This window comes from Brevundimonas sp. NIBR10 (genome assembly GCF_027912515.1).
Classification (GTDB): Bacteria; Pseudomonadota; Alphaproteobacteria; order Caulobacterales; family Caulobacteraceae; genus Brevundimonas.
On sequence record NZ_CP115464.1, the window covers coordinates 973,140 to 987,796 of the forward strand.

General features: G+C 68.1%; 13 protein-coding genes. 9 read left to right on the top strand and 4 right to left on the bottom strand.

What is annotated here, in order from left to right:
- Entirely contained in the window at positions 1 to 237 is a 237-nt protein-coding gene (locus tag O5K39_RS04670) for a helix-turn-helix transcriptional regulator (RefSeq protein ID WP_271146124.1), read from the bottom strand.
- A gap of 12 nt (positions 238 to 249) precedes the next feature.
- Positions 250 to 852, bottom strand: a complete 603-nt coding sequence (locus O5K39_RS04675; protein ID WP_271147224.1) for a DUF2975 domain-containing protein — start codon at positions 850 to 852, stop codon at positions 250 to 252.
- Between the two features lie 572 nt (positions 853 to 1,424).
- Here O5K39_RS04675 and rdgB point away from each other — a divergent pair.
- Genes rdgB through O5K39_RS04700 form a run of 5 tightly spaced genes read left to right on the top strand, consistent with a single transcriptional unit; the run spans position 1,425 to position 5,309 of the window.
- Positions 1,425 to 2,024, top strand: coding sequence for an RdgB/HAM1 family non-canonical purine NTP pyrophosphatase (gene rdgB / locus O5K39_RS04680; RefSeq protein ID WP_271146125.1), 600 nt, complete (start codon positions 1,425 to 1,427; stop codon positions 2,022 to 2,024).
- On the top strand, positions 2,017 to 3,168 hold the full coding sequence (gene hemW, locus O5K39_RS04685) for a radical SAM family heme chaperone HemW (protein ID WP_271146126.1): 1,152 nt from the start codon (positions 2,017 to 2,019) through the stop codon (positions 3,166 to 3,168). The genes rdgB and hemW overlap by 8 nt, the downstream gene beginning before the upstream one ends.
- Positions 3,169 to 3,193: 25 nt before the next feature.
- On the top strand, positions 3,194 to 4,069 hold the full coding sequence (gene rsmI, locus O5K39_RS04690; protein ID WP_271146127.1) for a 16S rRNA (cytidine(1402)-2'-O)-methyltransferase: 876 nt from the start codon (positions 3,194 to 3,196) through the stop codon (positions 4,067 to 4,069).
- The gene (locus tag O5K39_RS04695) at positions 4,066 to 4,497 is read left to right on the top strand and encodes a YraN family protein (RefSeq protein WP_271146128.1); all 432 of its coding nucleotides are present in this window, start codon (positions 4,066 to 4,068) and stop codon (positions 4,495 to 4,497) included. Before rsmI ends, O5K39_RS04695 begins: the two co-directional genes overlap by 4 nt.
- Positions 4,494 to 5,309 (top strand): transglutaminase family protein, encoded by an 816-nt coding sequence (locus tag O5K39_RS04700; RefSeq protein WP_271146129.1) that lies wholly within the window; start codon positions 4,494 to 4,496, stop codon positions 5,307 to 5,309. Before O5K39_RS04695 ends, O5K39_RS04700 begins: the two co-directional genes overlap by 4 nt.
- Positions 5,310 to 5,350: 41 nt before the next feature.
- On the opposite strand, the gene O5K39_RS04705 is transcribed toward O5K39_RS04700, so the two are convergent.
- Entirely contained in the window at positions 5,351 to 5,689 is a 339-nt protein-coding gene (locus O5K39_RS04705; protein WP_271146130.1) for a hypothetical protein, read from the bottom strand.
- Positions 5,690 to 5,830: 141 nt separating this feature from the next.
- Between O5K39_RS04705 and gshB the strand changes: the two genes are divergently transcribed.
- The 4 genes from gshB to O5K39_RS04725 all read left to right on the top strand — a co-directional run bounded on the left by gshB (position 5,831) and on the right by O5K39_RS04725 (position 11,889).
- Entirely contained in the window at positions 5,831 to 6,778 is a 948-nt protein-coding gene (gene gshB, locus O5K39_RS04710; RefSeq protein ID WP_271146131.1) for a glutathione synthase, read from the top strand.
- A 59-nt stretch (positions 6,779 to 6,837) separates the two neighbouring features.
- The gene (locus tag O5K39_RS04715) at positions 6,838 to 8,433 is read left to right on the top strand and encodes a YifB family Mg chelatase-like AAA ATPase (protein WP_271146132.1); all 1,596 of its coding nucleotides are present in this window, start codon (positions 6,838 to 6,840) and stop codon (positions 8,431 to 8,433) included.
- 188 nt (positions 8,434 to 8,621) lie between these two features.
- On the top strand, positions 8,622 to 10,154 hold the full coding sequence (locus O5K39_RS04720; protein ID WP_271146133.1) for a response regulator: 1,533 nt from the start codon (positions 8,622 to 8,624) through the stop codon (positions 10,152 to 10,154).
- Positions 10,155 to 10,209: 55 nt separating this feature from the next.
- Entirely contained in the window at positions 10,210 to 11,889 is a 1,680-nt protein-coding gene (locus O5K39_RS04725) for a beta-lactamase induction signal transducer (protein ID WP_271146134.1), read from the top strand.
- 358 nt (positions 11,890 to 12,247) lie between these two features.
- Here the strand turns inward: O5K39_RS04725 and O5K39_RS04730 are convergent, their stop codons facing one another.
- Positions 12,248 to 14,527 (bottom strand): NADP-dependent malic enzyme, encoded by a 2,280-nt coding sequence (locus tag O5K39_RS04730; RefSeq protein ID WP_271146135.1) that lies wholly within the window; start codon positions 14,525 to 14,527, stop codon positions 12,248 to 12,250.
- Between the last annotated feature and the right edge of the window lie 130 nt (positions 14,528 to 14,657).

The window sequence follows — 14,657 nt, forward strand, 5'->3', positions numbered from 1 at the left end:
TCAGGCGTCGTCGCCTTCGCCGGTCGCCTGGGGGCCCGGCTCATGGGCCAGCAGGTCGCCGGGCTGGCAGTCCAGTTCGCGGCACAGGGCGTCCAGGGTAGAGAACCGGATGGCCCGTGCCTTGCCCGTCTTCAGAATCGACAGATTGGCCAGGGTCACGCCGACACGATCGGCCAGTTCCGTCAGCGACATGCGCCGTTCGAGCAGGATGCGGTCGAGCTGGATGCGAATGGCCATGAGTGCGGTCTATCAGATCGTGAGTTCGGATTCGCGACGAAGCCGGGCGCCCTCGCGGAACACCTCGGCCAGGACGAAGACGACGAGGACGGAGAAGATCGGGGTCAGCAGTTCGCCGACACCCTGCGGGTCCATCACGCCGGGGGCGAGACGGGCGGCGACGAGGCCTTGCGTGACCCAGACGCCGGCGGTGACCGTGGCCAGGATCAGGCCGATCGCGCGCAACCGACGCACATTCTCAGGCTGAAACGGATCGCCCTGGGTCAGGCTGCGGAAGATCAGGCGCAGGTGACGCAGGATCAGCAGAAATCCGCCGAACCAGGCCGACAGGGCGCCCAGGCCGAACAGCAGCAGCGCTCGGGTCAGGGGTTGTTGCAGCCCGCCCGTGTCGTCAGTGACGGTGATGTTGACGTCGCTCAGCGGAATGAAGATGGCGGCGACGAAGGCCAGTAGCAGGATGGCGGTGATCAGCATCAGCAGGACGAAGGCGACGTCCAGAGCGATCTTGAGCAGACTCGACACCGAGCCGGGGCCGAGCGTGCGCGGACCGCGCAGGGCGAAGCCGGGGATGCGGGCGAACCGGGTCGAGGATGTCAGAAGAATCGGCAGGCGCATCGTGCGCATGTCACCCGGCCGGACCAGAGGGCGCGATCGCCACGCGGGGTCCGGCGAACCCCGACGCGGCGCAAGTCTTCGCGGTCTTGAAGGGTCTCGTCAAAGGGTGATCTTTCTCTGCCTTGAGGGGCCGACGGTCGAGGGGACGAATCCCGGGTCGACCGTCGTGGCCCGCTTCAGCGTTTCGCGTGTCGGCCAAGGGGCCGGACGCGGTAGGCGCCGCTTCTGGGAAGCGGTAGGCAGAGGCTGTTTAGAATGCTTGGACGAGGATGGCGACCATGGCGGTCGGCAGGGCGGCCAGCAGGGCGGCGTTGACGAGGACTGCACCAATGCGGTCCATGAAAAGCGAGGCGTTCATCGTGCTCATCGTAGTTCTCCTGAATGCGGGTCATTTATTGCCCGCTTGATGTTTCCGCAGGGTTGAAAAAGTCCTTATCGGGCTTCCTCCGGAACGGTGCGGCCCCCGTTCGTGAGAACATAGATAGGACTTGCCACCCGCTGCGTCACGTTACATATCGTTTAACGATATTAAACTTTGGCAATGGATTGTTACGGTCGAGGATGACGAGAAAATGCTGCGACTGATCAATGGGATGACACTCGTCATCGCGACCCACAATCCCGGCAAGGTGCCGGAAATCGCCGCCCTGCTGGGCGAAAATTACAGGTTCGTCACGGCGGGTGAGCTGAATCTGCCTGAACCCGACGAAACTGAGGCGACCTTTACCGGCAATGCGATGCTGAAGGCCCGTCATGCGGCGGCTCTGTCGAGCGAGGTCGCCATCGCCGACGATTCCGGGATGTCGGTCGCGGCACTGGACGGCGCACCGGGCGTGTTCTCGGCGCGCTGGGCCGGACCGGCGAAGGATTTCTCCATCGCCATGAAGAAGGTCGAGACGCGGCTGGAGGAGGTCGGGGCCACGGATCGTAGCGCCTGGTTCACCTCGGCGCTGGCCGTGGCCTGGCCGGATGGGCCCTGTGTCGTGGTCGAGGGCCGGGTGGACGGCACCCTGACCTTTCCCCCGCGCGGCGACCGCGGTTTTGGATACGACCCGATCTTCGTCCCCGAAACCGGCGAGCTGACGTTTGGCGAGATGGAGCCTGCGGCCAAGGACGCGATCAGCCACCGCGCGCGCGCCTTCGCCAGGCTCAGGGCCGCCCTGATTGACTGATCCGCTCAATCCGGGATCTGACGTCGCCGTCTATGTCCACTGGCCCTATTGCGCGCGCATCTGCCCCTACTGCGACTTCAATGTCGTGCGCGATCGCGGACGGAGTGAGGAACAGGCCGGGCTGGTCGCGGCGATCCTCGACGACCTGACGGCGCAGGCGGCCCTGGTCGGCCCGCGTCGGCTGGCGTCGATCTTTCTGGGCGGAGGCACACCGTCGCTGATGCGGCCCGACGATGTGGCGGCGGTGATCGCGCGGGCGCAGGCGTTGTTTCCGGTCGAGCGTTCGGTCGAGGTGACGCTGGAGGCCAATCCGACAGACGCGGAGGCAGCCCATTTCGAAGCTCTGGCCGACGCCGGCATCAACCGGCTGTCGCTGGGGGTCCAGTCGCTGGACGACGGTGCGTTGAAGTTCCTGGGGCGCAACCACTCGGCGGCGGAGGCCCGGCGGGCTATCGACGTCGCAGGACGGGCGTTCGACCGGCTGTCGATCGACCTGATCCACGCCCTGCCCGGCCAGACGCCGCAGGCCTGGGCCGCCGAACTGCGCGAGGCGGTAAGCCTGGGGTTCGAGCATGTCTCGCCCTATCAGCTGACGATCGAGCCCATGACCGCCTTCGGCCGCGCCGCCACGCGCGGCGACTGTACCCCGCCCGACGAGGACACCGCCGCCGAACTGTACGAAACTACCCAGGATGTCCTGACCGCCGCCGGGTTCGAGGCCTATGAAGTGTCCAACCACGCGAAGGGACCGGTGGCCCGGTCGGCGCACAATATCCACGTCTGGCGCGGCGGCGACTATGTGGGGGTCGGGCCGGGCGCGCACGGGCGACTGACGCTGGACGGGGTGAGGACGGCAACGGTCGCGCAGAGGAAGATTGGGGCCTATGTCGCGGGCGTCGCCGAGGATGCTTCCTGGGTCGAGCGGGAGGCCATGGACGACCTCGCCGCCGCCGAGGAGCGGATACTCCTGGGCCTGCGCACGGTCGAAGGAGCCCCGCTGGCGGCCTTCGAGACGCTCGGAGCGACGGGGCGCGTCGCAGACCTCGTGGCGGACGATTTCCTCGTGGTCGCGAACGGCAGGGTCGTTGCGACCGACAAGGGTCGCCCGATCCTCGATAGCGTGCTGAAAGCCTTGCTGACGTGAGGGGCCGCTGTCACGGTCGCGCGCGATGACCGAGCCTTCCCCCTTCCCGCCGACAGCGCCACCACCGAGACGGGTCTCGCCCGGCCTCTACCTGGTCGCGACGCCCATCGGGAACCTCAGGGACATGACGCTGCGGGCGCTGGATGTGCTGGCGGCCGCCGATCTGGTGCTGGCCGAGGATACCCGGGTGACGGCCAAGCTGCTGGCCGCCTATGGGCTGAAAGCGAAGCTGGAACGCTGCGACGACCACGCCTCTGCCCGCGCCGCCGAGATCGCCATCGAACGGGTGCGCGAGGGTCAGGTGGTGGCCCTGGTGTCCGATGCGGGCACGCCGGTGATCAGCGACCCCGGCTTCGTCGTGGCGCGGGCCTTCATCGCCGCCGACCTGCCGGTACATCCCATCCCGGGCGCGTCCAGCCTGCTGGCGGCCCTGTGCATCGCCGGCCAGCCCAGCGACCGGTTCCTGTTCGCCGGCTTCCTGCCGGTCAAGTCGGGTGCCAGAAAGACCATGCTGGCCGAGGTCAGGGCGGCGCGACAGACCCTGGTCTTCTTCGAAAGTGGGCCCCGACTGGCCGCCAGCCTGGCCGACATGGCCGAGGTGCTGGGCCTGCGCCCCGCCGCCGTGACTCGCGAACTGACCAAGCTGTACGAGGAGGCGATCCGGGGGACCCTGGCCGAACTGGCCGTCGATCCGCGCTGCGACGGACCCAAGGGCGAGATCGTCGTCGTGGTGGGACCCGGTGAGGTCGAGGTCGCATCCGCCGCCGACGCCGACGCGGCCCTGATCGAGGCCCTGGCCCGGCTGCCCACCGGCGAGGCGGCCTCGGAGGTGGCGGCCGCGCTCGACCTGCCGAGAAAGCCCCTCTATCGGCGCGCGCTGGAACTGCAGGGCAAGGGATGAAACCCGTTCGTGTCCGCGCGCCGAAAGCGGCACCTCGCGCCAAGGCGGCCTGGCGGCAGGCCCTGGGCGGACAGGCGCACCGGGCGGGCCACGCCTCGGAATGGATCGCCGCCGCCTGGCTGATGCTCAAGGGCTATCAGGTCCTCGGCTTCCGGCTGAAAAGCCGTGCGGGAGAGATCGACATCCTGGCCCGGCGCGGCCGCGTCCTGGCCGTCGTGGAGGTAAAACGGCGCGCGACGCTCGATGAAGCCCTGACCGCCGTGACGCCCGATCAGGGTCGGCGATTGCTCGCCGCCGGGCGGGCGGTGTTGCACGGACGACCCAGCCTGGCCGGACATGAGCTCAGAATCGATATGGTGGCGCTGGCTCCCGGCCGATTTCCGCGCCATGTTTCAGCCATAAGTACGAGCCGGGGCGATTTCTCGTGACGCGAGACGAGGCCGAAACCATCCTGACCGAGGCCGGACTGGCCGAGGACGACGCCTTTCCCCTGCTGGAGGCGGCGATCGCCTGTGCCATCCACGACTATCCGTTCCGCGACCCCCAGCCGGTTCGCGACCTGGCGGACATCGCCGCCGACCGGGTCGGCGAGCGGGCTGCGACCGAGAGCCCCGACGACGCCCTCAGCGAGACCATGGCCGGCGATCTCAGGCTGAACGGCGACCTGCTGCATCACGACGACCCGGCCAATACCGACATCATCGCCGTGGCCGAGCGCCGGCGCGGCCTGTCGGCGACACTGGCGGTCTTCTATCTGGATGCGGCCAGGCGGGCAGGGTTGAAGGCCCAGGGCGTCGACTTTCCCAACCACTTCATGCTGCGGGTCGAGACCCCCGCCGGGCCGGTCGCGCTGGATCCCTTCAGTCAGGGAAGGATCGTCCTGCCGTCCGAGCTCAGCCGCAGGGCGCTGCGAGCGGGGCTGACGCCTCACGTCGCGGATCGTCTGGACCTGCTGATGGCGCCGGTCTCGGATCGCCAGGCCCTGATCCGGCTGCAGAACCTGCTGTTCGCCCGCGCCATCCGCACCGAGGATTTCGACGCCGCCGAACGCTCGGCCCTCAGGCGCGCCCTGCTCGATCCCGAGGACCACCGCCCCTGGCTCGACGTCGCCGCCGCCCGCGAGAAGCAGGGGGCGCTGAACGGCGCGCTGGAGGCCTTGATGAGGGCGCGCATCGTCGGGGGTCAGGACATGGTGGTTCAGCCTGCGGTGATGGACCGGCTTCGGATGCGGCTGAACTAGCCAAAGCTGGAATCTGGCTCACTTGCCGGACTTCGATCGAGTCAGCGAAGTATCAGCCACAGCACCAAGGCAGGGACTGCTACCGCTGGAACAAGGGACCATCCAGGAATCCGCACGCTGGGAGCGTGTTCCACCATCTCCCCGGTGAGAACATAGCGGCGAATCAAGCCACGCTGACGCTGCGCATAGCCATTGTCCTTCTGCCGGATATCAACGTCGTCTACGAAATGGTGGACGACGTCCGGATAAGTCGCCTCGTTGTGCCTGAGCATCTCCGCCAGAGCGAGGCACCGATCCTCGACCTCCGGCCAATCAACGACTTCAGCTTCTTCAAGCTGGATGAGGTCGCCCAAACGACGACGAAGTTCGGTCTGCTCCATGGCCCAAGGTAGCGCAAGTGAGCCGGATCGCCAGCGTCTGCTAGCCTGGCCGACACTGTGCGAGCTCGGTTCTGTCGGCGATGCCTTGCGCGAGAAGGCCAGGCCACCCATACCCCAAGCCTCGCCGTTGAAGGGGCCGTGATGCTCAGAGTTGCCATCCAGATGGACCCCGTCGAAGGGGTCGATATCGAGGTCGATACGACCTGGCTGATGATGATGACGGCCCAGGATCGCGGTCATCGCCAATGGGTCTATGACTTCCGTGCCCTTGCCCTGGAGCAAGGCCGGCTGTTCTGCCGCGCCCGGCCGGTGACGCTGCAACATGTCGCGGGCGACCACGTGACCTTCGGCGACTGGGTGAAGCTGGACCTGGCCGAGGACATCGACGTCATCCTGATGCGCCAGGACCCGCCGTTCGACATGGCCTATGTCACCGCCACCTATATGCTGGAGACGGTCCATCCCGGCACCCTGGTCGTCAACGACCCGGCCGAGGTCCGTTCGGCACCCGAGAAGCTGATGGTCACGGCCTTCCCGGGCCTGCAGCCCCCGACCCTGATCACCTCGGACCCCATCGCCCTCACCGCCTTCCACAAACAGCACGGCGACGTGGTGCTGAAGCCCCTTCACGGCAACGGCGGCTCGGGCGTGATCAAGCTGCGCGCGGACGACCCCAATCTGGACGCCCTGATCGAGATCCATCAGGGAGCATCGCGCGACCCGCTGGTGATCCAGAAATTCATCCCGGCGGTGTCCAAGGGCGACAAGCGGATCATCCTGATCGACGGCGAGCCCGTCGGCGCCATCAACCGCATTCCGGCCAAGGGGGCGGTGCGGTCGAACCTGCACGTCGGCGGGACGGCCGCGCCGGTGGAGCTGACGCCCCGCGATCTGGAAATCTGCGCGGCCATCGGCCCGACCCTGAAGGCCAGGGGACTGATCTTCGTCGGCATCGACGTGATCGGCGACTATCTGACCGAGATCAACGTCACCTCTCCCACCGGTGCACAGCAGCTCAAGCGGTTCACGGGCATCGATGCGACCGCCCTGATGTGGGACGTGATCGAGGCGAAACGCTCGGTTGCATAAGGCGGGTTGCATTTCGCTTGAGTTCATGTTTCGTTCCATGTGAAACATGAGGGCGGGTCATGCTGGCCAGTATCGCGACGGTGGCGTTCGAGGGGGTCGAGGCGCGGCGCGTGGACGTGCAGGTCCAGCAACTCAGCGGCGGCGAGCACGGCATCTTCTCCATCGTCGGCCTGCCCGACAAGGCGGTGGCCGAGAGCCGGGAACGGGTTCGCGGTGCCTTTGCCGGGATCGGCCTGGCCCTGCCCGCCAAGCGGATCATCGCCAACCTGGCCCCCGCCGACCTGCCCAAGGAAGGCAGCCATTTCGACCTCCCCATCGCCCTGGCCCTCCTGGTCTCGATGGGGGTCATCGCTCCCGACCAGCTCGAGGGTTGGGCGGCGCTGGGCGAACTGGGGCTTGACGGACGGATCGCCCCGGTCGGCGGGACCCTGCCTGCCGCCGTCGCCGCCCACGCCATGGGGCTGGGGTTGATCTGCCCCGAGGCAAACGGGCCCGAGGCCGCCTGGGCCGGGGACGTCTCGATCCTGGCACCGCGCTCACTGATCGGGATGATCAACCATTTCAAGGGCGTTCAGGTGCTGCGGCCGCCTGAACCTGGTCCCGTGAAGATGGGCGCTCGCGTCCCCGACCTGCGCGACGTCAAGGGTCAGGAGGGTGCCAAGCGGGCGCTGGAGGTCGCCGCCGCCGGGGGCCACAACCTGCTGTTCATCGGCCCGCCGGGATCGGGCAAGTCGATGATGGCGGCGCGCCTTCCGGGCCTGTTGCCGCCCTTGACCCCAACCGAACTGCTGGAGACCTCGATGGTCTGGTCGGTGGCCGGCCTGATCGAGCGCGGTGCCCTGACCCGCGAGCGGCCCTTCCGCTCGCCGCACCATTCCGCCTCCATGGCTGCTCTGACCGGCGGCGGTCATCGGGCCAAGCCGGGCGAGGCGTCCCTGGCCCACAACGGGGTGCTGTTCCTCGATGAGCTGCCCGAATACTCGGCCCAGGCGCTCGACAGCCTGCGTCAGCCTTTGGAGACGGGCGAGATCGTCGTCGCCCGTGCCAACCACCACGTCAAATACCCGGCCCGGTTCCAGCTGATCGCGGCGATGAACCCCTGCCGCTGCGGGGTCGGCGGCTTCGGCAAAGGCGCTTGTGGAAAAGCCCCGAAATGCCAGCGCGACTATCAGAACCGCATCTCCGGCCCGATGTTCGACCGGATCGACCTGACCGTCGAGACCCCGCCCGTCACCGCCGCCGACATGGCCCTGCCTGCCCCCGCCGAAGGCACGGCAGAGGCCGCCGCGCGGGTGGCGACGGCGCGCGCCATGCAGACCGAGCGCGTGATCCAGGCCGGGCTCGATCCCGCCCGGGCCCGCGACCAGGGCATCAACGCCCGTTGCTCCGGCGACCTGCTGGAGCGTTTCGCCACGCCGGACGAAGCGGGCCGCGCCTTGCTGATGCGGGCGGGAGAGGCCGGTGGCCTGACCGCGCGCGGCTGGACCCGGACCCTGCGGCTGGCCCGCACCATCGCAGACCTCGAGGGCGCCGACGGCATCCTGCGCCGCCACATCGCCGAGGCCCTGATCTATCGCCGCACCACCGTCGGTGCCGAGGCCCAGTTCGACCGCCAGACGGCGTCGCATGGACGGAGTGACGTCCCGGCGTGGTGAGGCAGTAGCTCTCCCTCCCCCGAAGTGGGGAGGGACGGCGCAGCGCAGCGAAGCCAGGGTGGGGTCCGAAATGCACCGAGTGTGCTTCACTCTTCCCCACCGCGATCGCTACGCGATCGCGCCTCCCCACAAGGGGGAGGGAGAAAGTTTAACCCTCCTCCTGCATCCTGCAGCCCTACGGAGGCGGCATGGCGCGGCGAAAGACCACGACCCACGGGATCGAACCGGCAGGCGCAGGCGGCACCGACCAGTTCCTGCGCCTGATGAGCCACGAGATGCGGACCCCCCTGAACGGGGTCATCGGGATGCTGGGCCTGCTCAGCCGGACCCGGCTAGACGGGCCGCAGCGCGCCTATGCCGAGGCGGCCCAGGCGTCGGCCGAACATCTGCTGGGTCTCGTCAACGACCTGCTGGACTATGCGCGGCTCGAAGCCGGCAAACTTGAGTTCGACAACGGCCCCGTCGATCTGGAAGGCCTCGTGCGCGGAGTTTGCGAGCTTCTGAGCCCGCGCGCCCACGACAAGGGACTGGAGATCGTCTGGTCGGTCGCCGCCGACGCGCCCGACGTCATGGCCGACGAGGGCCGGCTGCGACAGGTGCTGTTCAACCTGGCCGGCAACGCGGTCAAGTTCACCGCGACCGGCGGCGTGCGGATCGCGGTCGAGCGGGTTCCCGGCGGCGACGGCAACCGACCCAGGCTGGCCTTCATCGTCGACGACACCGGGCCGGGTGTGCCGGTCGAGGCCAGGCTGCGGATCTTCGAGGAGTTCGGCCATGTCGACGCCTCGGATGCCACCCGCTTCGGCGGCGCGGGTCTGGGACTCGCCGTCGTGGCGCGTCTGGCCGAGGCCATGGGCGGGTCGGTCACGGTCGAGGACCGACCCGGTGCAGACGGGGCCGGCGGCGGGTCCCGCTTCCGGTTCGAGGCCCCCTTCGACGCCGCGGGGGCCGCGCCGCGCTCGCGAACCCTGACCGGTGTCACGGCCGCCATAGTCAGCAGCAACCCGTTCGTCCGCCGCGCCGCCCGGGATCAGATCCGGGCCAGCGGCGGCCAAGTGGCCGAGAGCGGGGCCGTCACCCTGATCGACCACGCCGACGCCGGCCCGGACACCCTGGCGGCGCGACCCGCCACCGGAGAGGGCGTTATCCTGCTGCGCCCGTCGGAGCGCGACCTGATCGCCCGCTATCGGGCGGCGGGCTTCCACGGCTATCTGATCAAGCCGCTGCGCCGCGAGTCGGTGGCCGAGCGCCTGCTCGCGGCGGCGGGCCAGACGCCCTCGACCCGGACGACCGCCGGCCCCGCGCCGGAGGACGACCGGATCACCCCGGTCCGTTTCGCCGGGACCCGCGTCCTGCTGGTCGAGGACAACCCGGTCGGCCAGTTGCTCGCCCGCACCCTGTTGCGCCGAGAAGGCTGCATCGTCGAGACGGCGGCCAGCGGCGATGAAGCCGTGGCGGCCATGGCCCGCGCCCGCTTCGATCTGGTCTTCATGGACATGCGGATGCCTGGCATGGACGGGCCCTCGGCGACGCGGGCGATCCGCGCACGCGGCGACCGCACCCCGATCGTCGCCCTGACCGCCAACGCCTTCGCTGAGGACCGAAAGGCCTGTCTGGAGGCCGGGATGGACGATCACCTGACCAAACCGCTGGAGATCGAGCCGCTGCGGACCGCCCTGGCCCGCTGGACGAACCGGCCGGAGCGCGCCAAGGTCGCCTGACGGATTGGTTGAACCGGCGATCAGAACGGCAGCCCGTCAAGAAAAGGCTCCGCCCATGACCATACCCGCCGCGCCCGCAGAGATCGACGTCAAGCCTAAGGGGCTGGGCGTGCTGAAGGCCGCCTTCCGCGAGCGCCGCACTCTGGCCATGCTGCTTCTGGGTTTTTCGGCAGGCCTGCCCTTCGCCATGCTGATCGGCACGCTGAACGCCTGGCTGACCGAGGCAGGTGTTCCGATAGCAACCATCGGCATCCTCAGTTGGATCGGTCTGTTCGGCGCCTTCCGCTTCCTGTGGTCGCCTGCCGTCGGTTGGACGCCGCCGGTGATCGGCAAACGGTTCGGCCGCCGCCGTAGCTGGTTGCTGGTGCTTCAGATCATTATCGGCGTAGCCTTGGGCCTCGTCGCCCTGTCGCGGCCGGAATCGGGCGTGCTCGGCCCTCTTGCGCTGGGCGCGGCGCTCGGGGCCTTCGCCTTCGCGACCCAGGATATCGTCATCGACGCTTGGCGCATCGAGGTCGCCGACGACACGACCCCGATCGACCTGTTGTCCACCATCTATCAGCTAGGATACCGCACCGCCGCGCTGGCCGGAGGTGCTGGGTCCCTGCTGCTGGCCGAGGCGATCGGCTGGCCCGGCGTCTTCGCCACGGCGGGTGTCTTGATGACGCTGGGCCTGATCGGCACCTTGATCGCGCCGGAGCCGGCCCCAACATCTCAGGCGCACGTGGCGCGAGAGCGCCGTGGATCGCCCCGACTGAGACTGGTCATCCTTGCCGCCACCTTGCTGGCCTGGGGATGGGCTGCGTTCATGTTGATCCGTTTCATGATCATCGCCTTGACCACCAGCCCCGCTCCGAGCGCGGGCGAGTTCACCGCTGCCTGGGGACCTTGGATCATCATCGCCACTGTCATCCTTCCGGCCGCCCTCGCCGGCCTGATCGTCTGGAAGGGCCGAGGCGCGACCGAGGCCGAATCCGTGCGTGCGCCCCAGTTCGCCGACACCTTGTACGACGCCATTCTCGCCCCGCTGGTCGAGCTGATGGGGCGGCTGGGATGGGGCGCGGTGATCGTGCTGGGGCTGATCCTGACCTACCGCATCACAGACGGGGTCTGGGGGCCGTTCGCCTTCCCCTTCTATATGGGTGACACCGGCGGCGCGCTGGGCCACACCAAGGCCGAGGTGGCATTGGCGTCCAAGACCTTCGGCGTGATCATGACGATCGTCGGCATCGCTTTGGGGGGCTGGGCGCTTCTGGTCATCGGCCGGATGTGGAGCCTCTTGCTCGGAGCTGTCCTGACCGCGGCCACCAACCTGCTGTTCATGGACCTGGCGCTGGGGGCGCCGACGCTGGGCGCGCTGATGTCTGCGACGGGTCTGTATGGGGCGTTCGGTGCGTTCGGCATCGGCGAGCCCCTGTCTCGCTTGATGCTGGCCATCGCGGGAGAGAACATCGCCGGGGGGTTCGCGGGTGCCGCCTTCGTCGCCTATCTCTCGGCCCTGTCTAACAGGATGTTCGGGGCGGTGCAGTTCGCGGTTTTCATCTCGCTGGGGCTATTGATCGGTGTTTTGGGACGGGGCGCTCTGGGCGAACTGATCGAGGCCCAGGGCTATGCCGCCATGTTCGTGATCGCCGCCTGGTTGGGCGTCGCCGCGATCGTCTTCGTGCTGATCGAATGGGCCCGTCTGGGCTTCGAGCTCCGTCGGGTCGCTCGCGGTCTTGGTCGGGAGGCCTAGACGACGAAGGCGTGATTGGAGGCCGGTCGTCGAGACCGTGTCTCCCCCTCCGTCACGGCCCGAGGCCGGGCCGCGCCTCAGGGCGGCTCGTATACGAGCCGCCCGCAGCCCCATTCGCCACGGGGCGAACGGCGAGGAGAGACGGCGTCAGGGTTCGGCGGTTTTACCGCACGAGTCCGGACTCGAAACCAGGCTCCGATGGCTCCGATGGCTCAGTTCACCCCGGAGTTTTGGCGTCCGTCGGCGGCGTCAAAGCGCGAGAACAGGCAGCCTACCACCGGCCCGACCCTGGGCACGTCGAAGCGTCCAGAAGTAGCAAATATTGAACCTTTTCAGCGCGTCTGCGGATGGGTTCGGGTCACCCCGCGTCGGCCGCCCGTTCGTAGGCGGCGAAGGTCGCCGCCGTGATGATCTCGGACACCGAGGCGCCCAGGCTGACGATCTGGACCGACTTCTCGAGCCCGACCAGCAGGGGGCCGATCACGGTGGCGCCGCCCAGTTCCTGGACCAGCCGGGTCGAGATCGACGCCGACTGGATGGCCGGCATGACCAGGACATTGGCGTCGGCCGACAGGCGCATGAACGGATAGTTGGCGCGGGCCTCCGGGTTCAGCGCCAGTTCGGGCGGCATGTCGCCCTCGTACTCGAAATCGACCTTCATGGCGTCGAGGATGCGGATCGCCTCGCGCACCTTCTCGCCGCGCTCGCCGGGAGGGTCGCCGAAGGTTGAGTGGCTGAGGAAGGCGACGCGCGGTGTGCGGCCCAGTTTGCGCACGGTCGCGGCGGCCTGGACGGCGATCTCGGCCAGTTCCTGGGCGTCGGGCAGTTCGTTGATTGAGGTGTCTGCGACGAAAAGTGTGCGCCCACGGGCCAGCAGGATCGAGACCCCGATCAGCCGGTCCTTGACGTCGATGACGCGGCGGATTTCGCGCAGCACCATGTTGAAGTTCCGGGTCGTGCCCGAAACCACGGCGTCGGCGTCGCCCAGGGCCACCATGGCGGCGGCGAAATAGTTGCGGTCCTGATTGATCATCCGCTGGACGTCGCGGCGCAGATAGCCCCGCCGTTGCAGCCGCTCGTACAGGAAGTCGGTGTATTCGACGTTCTTGTGGCTGAGCCGGGCGTTGAATATCTCGATGCCCAGGGCGTCGAAATCCAGACCGGCCTCATGCGCGTTCTGGCGGATCAGATCCTCGCGCCCGACCAGGATCGGCGTGCCCAGTTCGGACTGTTTGAAGGCCCAGGCGGCGCGGATGACGGTGGGTTCCTCGCCCTCGGCGAAGACGATCCGCTTGTTCGGCGCCGCGCGGACCGAGGACGAGATCTTCTGCATCAGGGCGGCCGACGGATCGACCCGCTCGCGCAACTGGGCGCGATAGGCGTCCATGTCGGGGATGGCGACGCGGGCCACGCCGGTATCCATGGCGGCCTGGGCGATGAAGGGCGGGATGTACCAGATCAGGCGCGGATCGAACGGCGTCGGGATGATGTAGTCGGGACCGAACTTGAGCTTCCTGCCCGAATAGGCCGCGGCGACCTCGTCTGGCACGTCTTCGCGGGCCAGGGCGGCGATGGCCTGGGCGCAGGCGACCTTCATCTCGTGATTGACGCGCCGCGCCCGGACGTCCAGCGCGCCCCGGAACAGATAGGGGAAGGCCAGGACGTTGTTGACCTGGTTCACATAGTCGGACCGCCCCGTGGCGATGATGGCGTCGGAGCGGACCGACAGCACGTCCTCGGGCGTGATTTCCGGGTCCGGATTGGCCATGGCGAAGATGATCGGATTGGGGGCCATGGAGGCCACCATCTCCTTGGTGATCGCGCCCTTGGCCGACAGACCCAGCACGACGTCGGCACCGACCATGGCCTCGGCCAGGGTCCGGTGGGGCGTGTCAGTGGCGTGGGCGGCCTTCCACTGGTCCATGCCGGTGGGTCGGCCCTTGTAGACCACGCCGTCCCGGTCAACGATCACGGTGTTCTCGGCCCGGACGCCGGCCGCCTTCATCAGGCCGATGGACGACAGACCGGCCGCGCCTGCGCCCGCCAGCACGACCTTGAGGTCCTCCAGCTTCTTGCCGACGATATGGGCGGCGTTGATCAGGCCGGCGGTCGAGATGATGGCCGTGCCGTGCTGGTCGTCGTGAAAGACGGGGATGTCCAGCAGGTCCTGAAGCTCGCTCTCGATCACGAAACATTCGGGGGACTTGATGTCCTCCAGATTGATGCCGCCCCAGGTGTCGCCGATGTTCTTGACGACGGTGATGAACTCGTCCGGATCGGTGGTCTTGACCTCGACGTCGAAGCTGTCGACGTCGGCGAACCGTTTGAACAGGACGGATTTGCCCTCCATCACCGGCTTGGACGCCATGTGGCCCAGGTTGCCCAGCCCCAGGATCGCCGTGCCGTTCGAGATCACCGCGACCAGATTGCCCTTGGCCGTGTATTCGTAGGCGAGGTCGGGATCCCTGGCGATGGCCAGGACCGGGATGGCCACGCCCGGCGAATAGGCGAGGGACAGGTCGCGCTGCGTCGCCATCGGCTTGGTCGGGGCCATGGAGATCTTGCCCGGGGTCGGGATGCGGTGGAAATCCAGCGCGTCCTGATCGGAGAAGGTCTGTTTGTCGGTCTGATCGGGCATGGCGGGCTTTCGCGAACGAGACGGCGTGGGGCCGCCCCGTTCCTAGAGCCCAGCTTGCGAAGGGACAACCGCCAAGGGCGTCGTCGGGTGCATGGGCGGCGGGTAATCTGCGATCACCCGCTCAAACCCG

Excerpts from the sequence above, each read along its gene's own strand:
- O5K39_RS04670 (WP_271146124.1), bottom strand. The coding sequence starts at position 237 with ATGGCCATTCGCATCCAGCTCGACCGCATCCTGCTCGAACGGCGCATG.
- O5K39_RS04675 (WP_271147224.1), bottom strand. The coding sequence starts at position 852 with ATGCGCCTGCCGATTCTTCTGACATCCTCGACCCGGTTCGCCCGCATC.
- rdgB (WP_271146125.1), top strand. The coding sequence starts at position 1,425 with ATGCTGCGACTGATCAATGGGATGACACTCGTCATCGCGACCCACAAT.
- rsmI (WP_271146127.1), top strand. The coding sequence starts at position 3,194 with ATGACCGAGCCTTCCCCCTTCCCGCCGACAGCGCCACCACCGAGACGG.
- O5K39_RS04695 (WP_271146128.1), top strand. The coding sequence starts at position 4,066 with ATGAAACCCGTTCGTGTCCGCGCGCCGAAAGCGGCACCTCGCGCCAAG.
- O5K39_RS04705 (WP_271146130.1), bottom strand. The coding sequence starts at position 5,689 with ATGGAGCAGACCGAACTTCGTCGTCGTTTGGGCGACCTCATCCAGCTT.
- gshB (WP_271146131.1), top strand. The coding sequence starts at position 5,831 with ATGCTCAGAGTTGCCATCCAGATGGACCCCGTCGAAGGGGTCGATATC.
- O5K39_RS04715 (WP_271146132.1), top strand. The coding sequence starts at position 6,838 with ATGCTGGCCAGTATCGCGACGGTGGCGTTCGAGGGGGTCGAGGCGCGG.
- O5K39_RS04720 (WP_271146133.1), top strand. The coding sequence starts at position 8,622 with ATGGCGCGGCGAAAGACCACGACCCACGGGATCGAACCGGCAGGCGCA.
- O5K39_RS04725 (WP_271146134.1), top strand. The coding sequence starts at position 10,210 with ATGACCATACCCGCCGCGCCCGCAGAGATCGACGTCAAGCCTAAGGGG.
- O5K39_RS04730 (WP_271146135.1), bottom strand. The coding sequence starts at position 14,527 with ATGCCCGATCAGACCGACAAACAGACCTTCTCCGATCAGGACGCGCTG.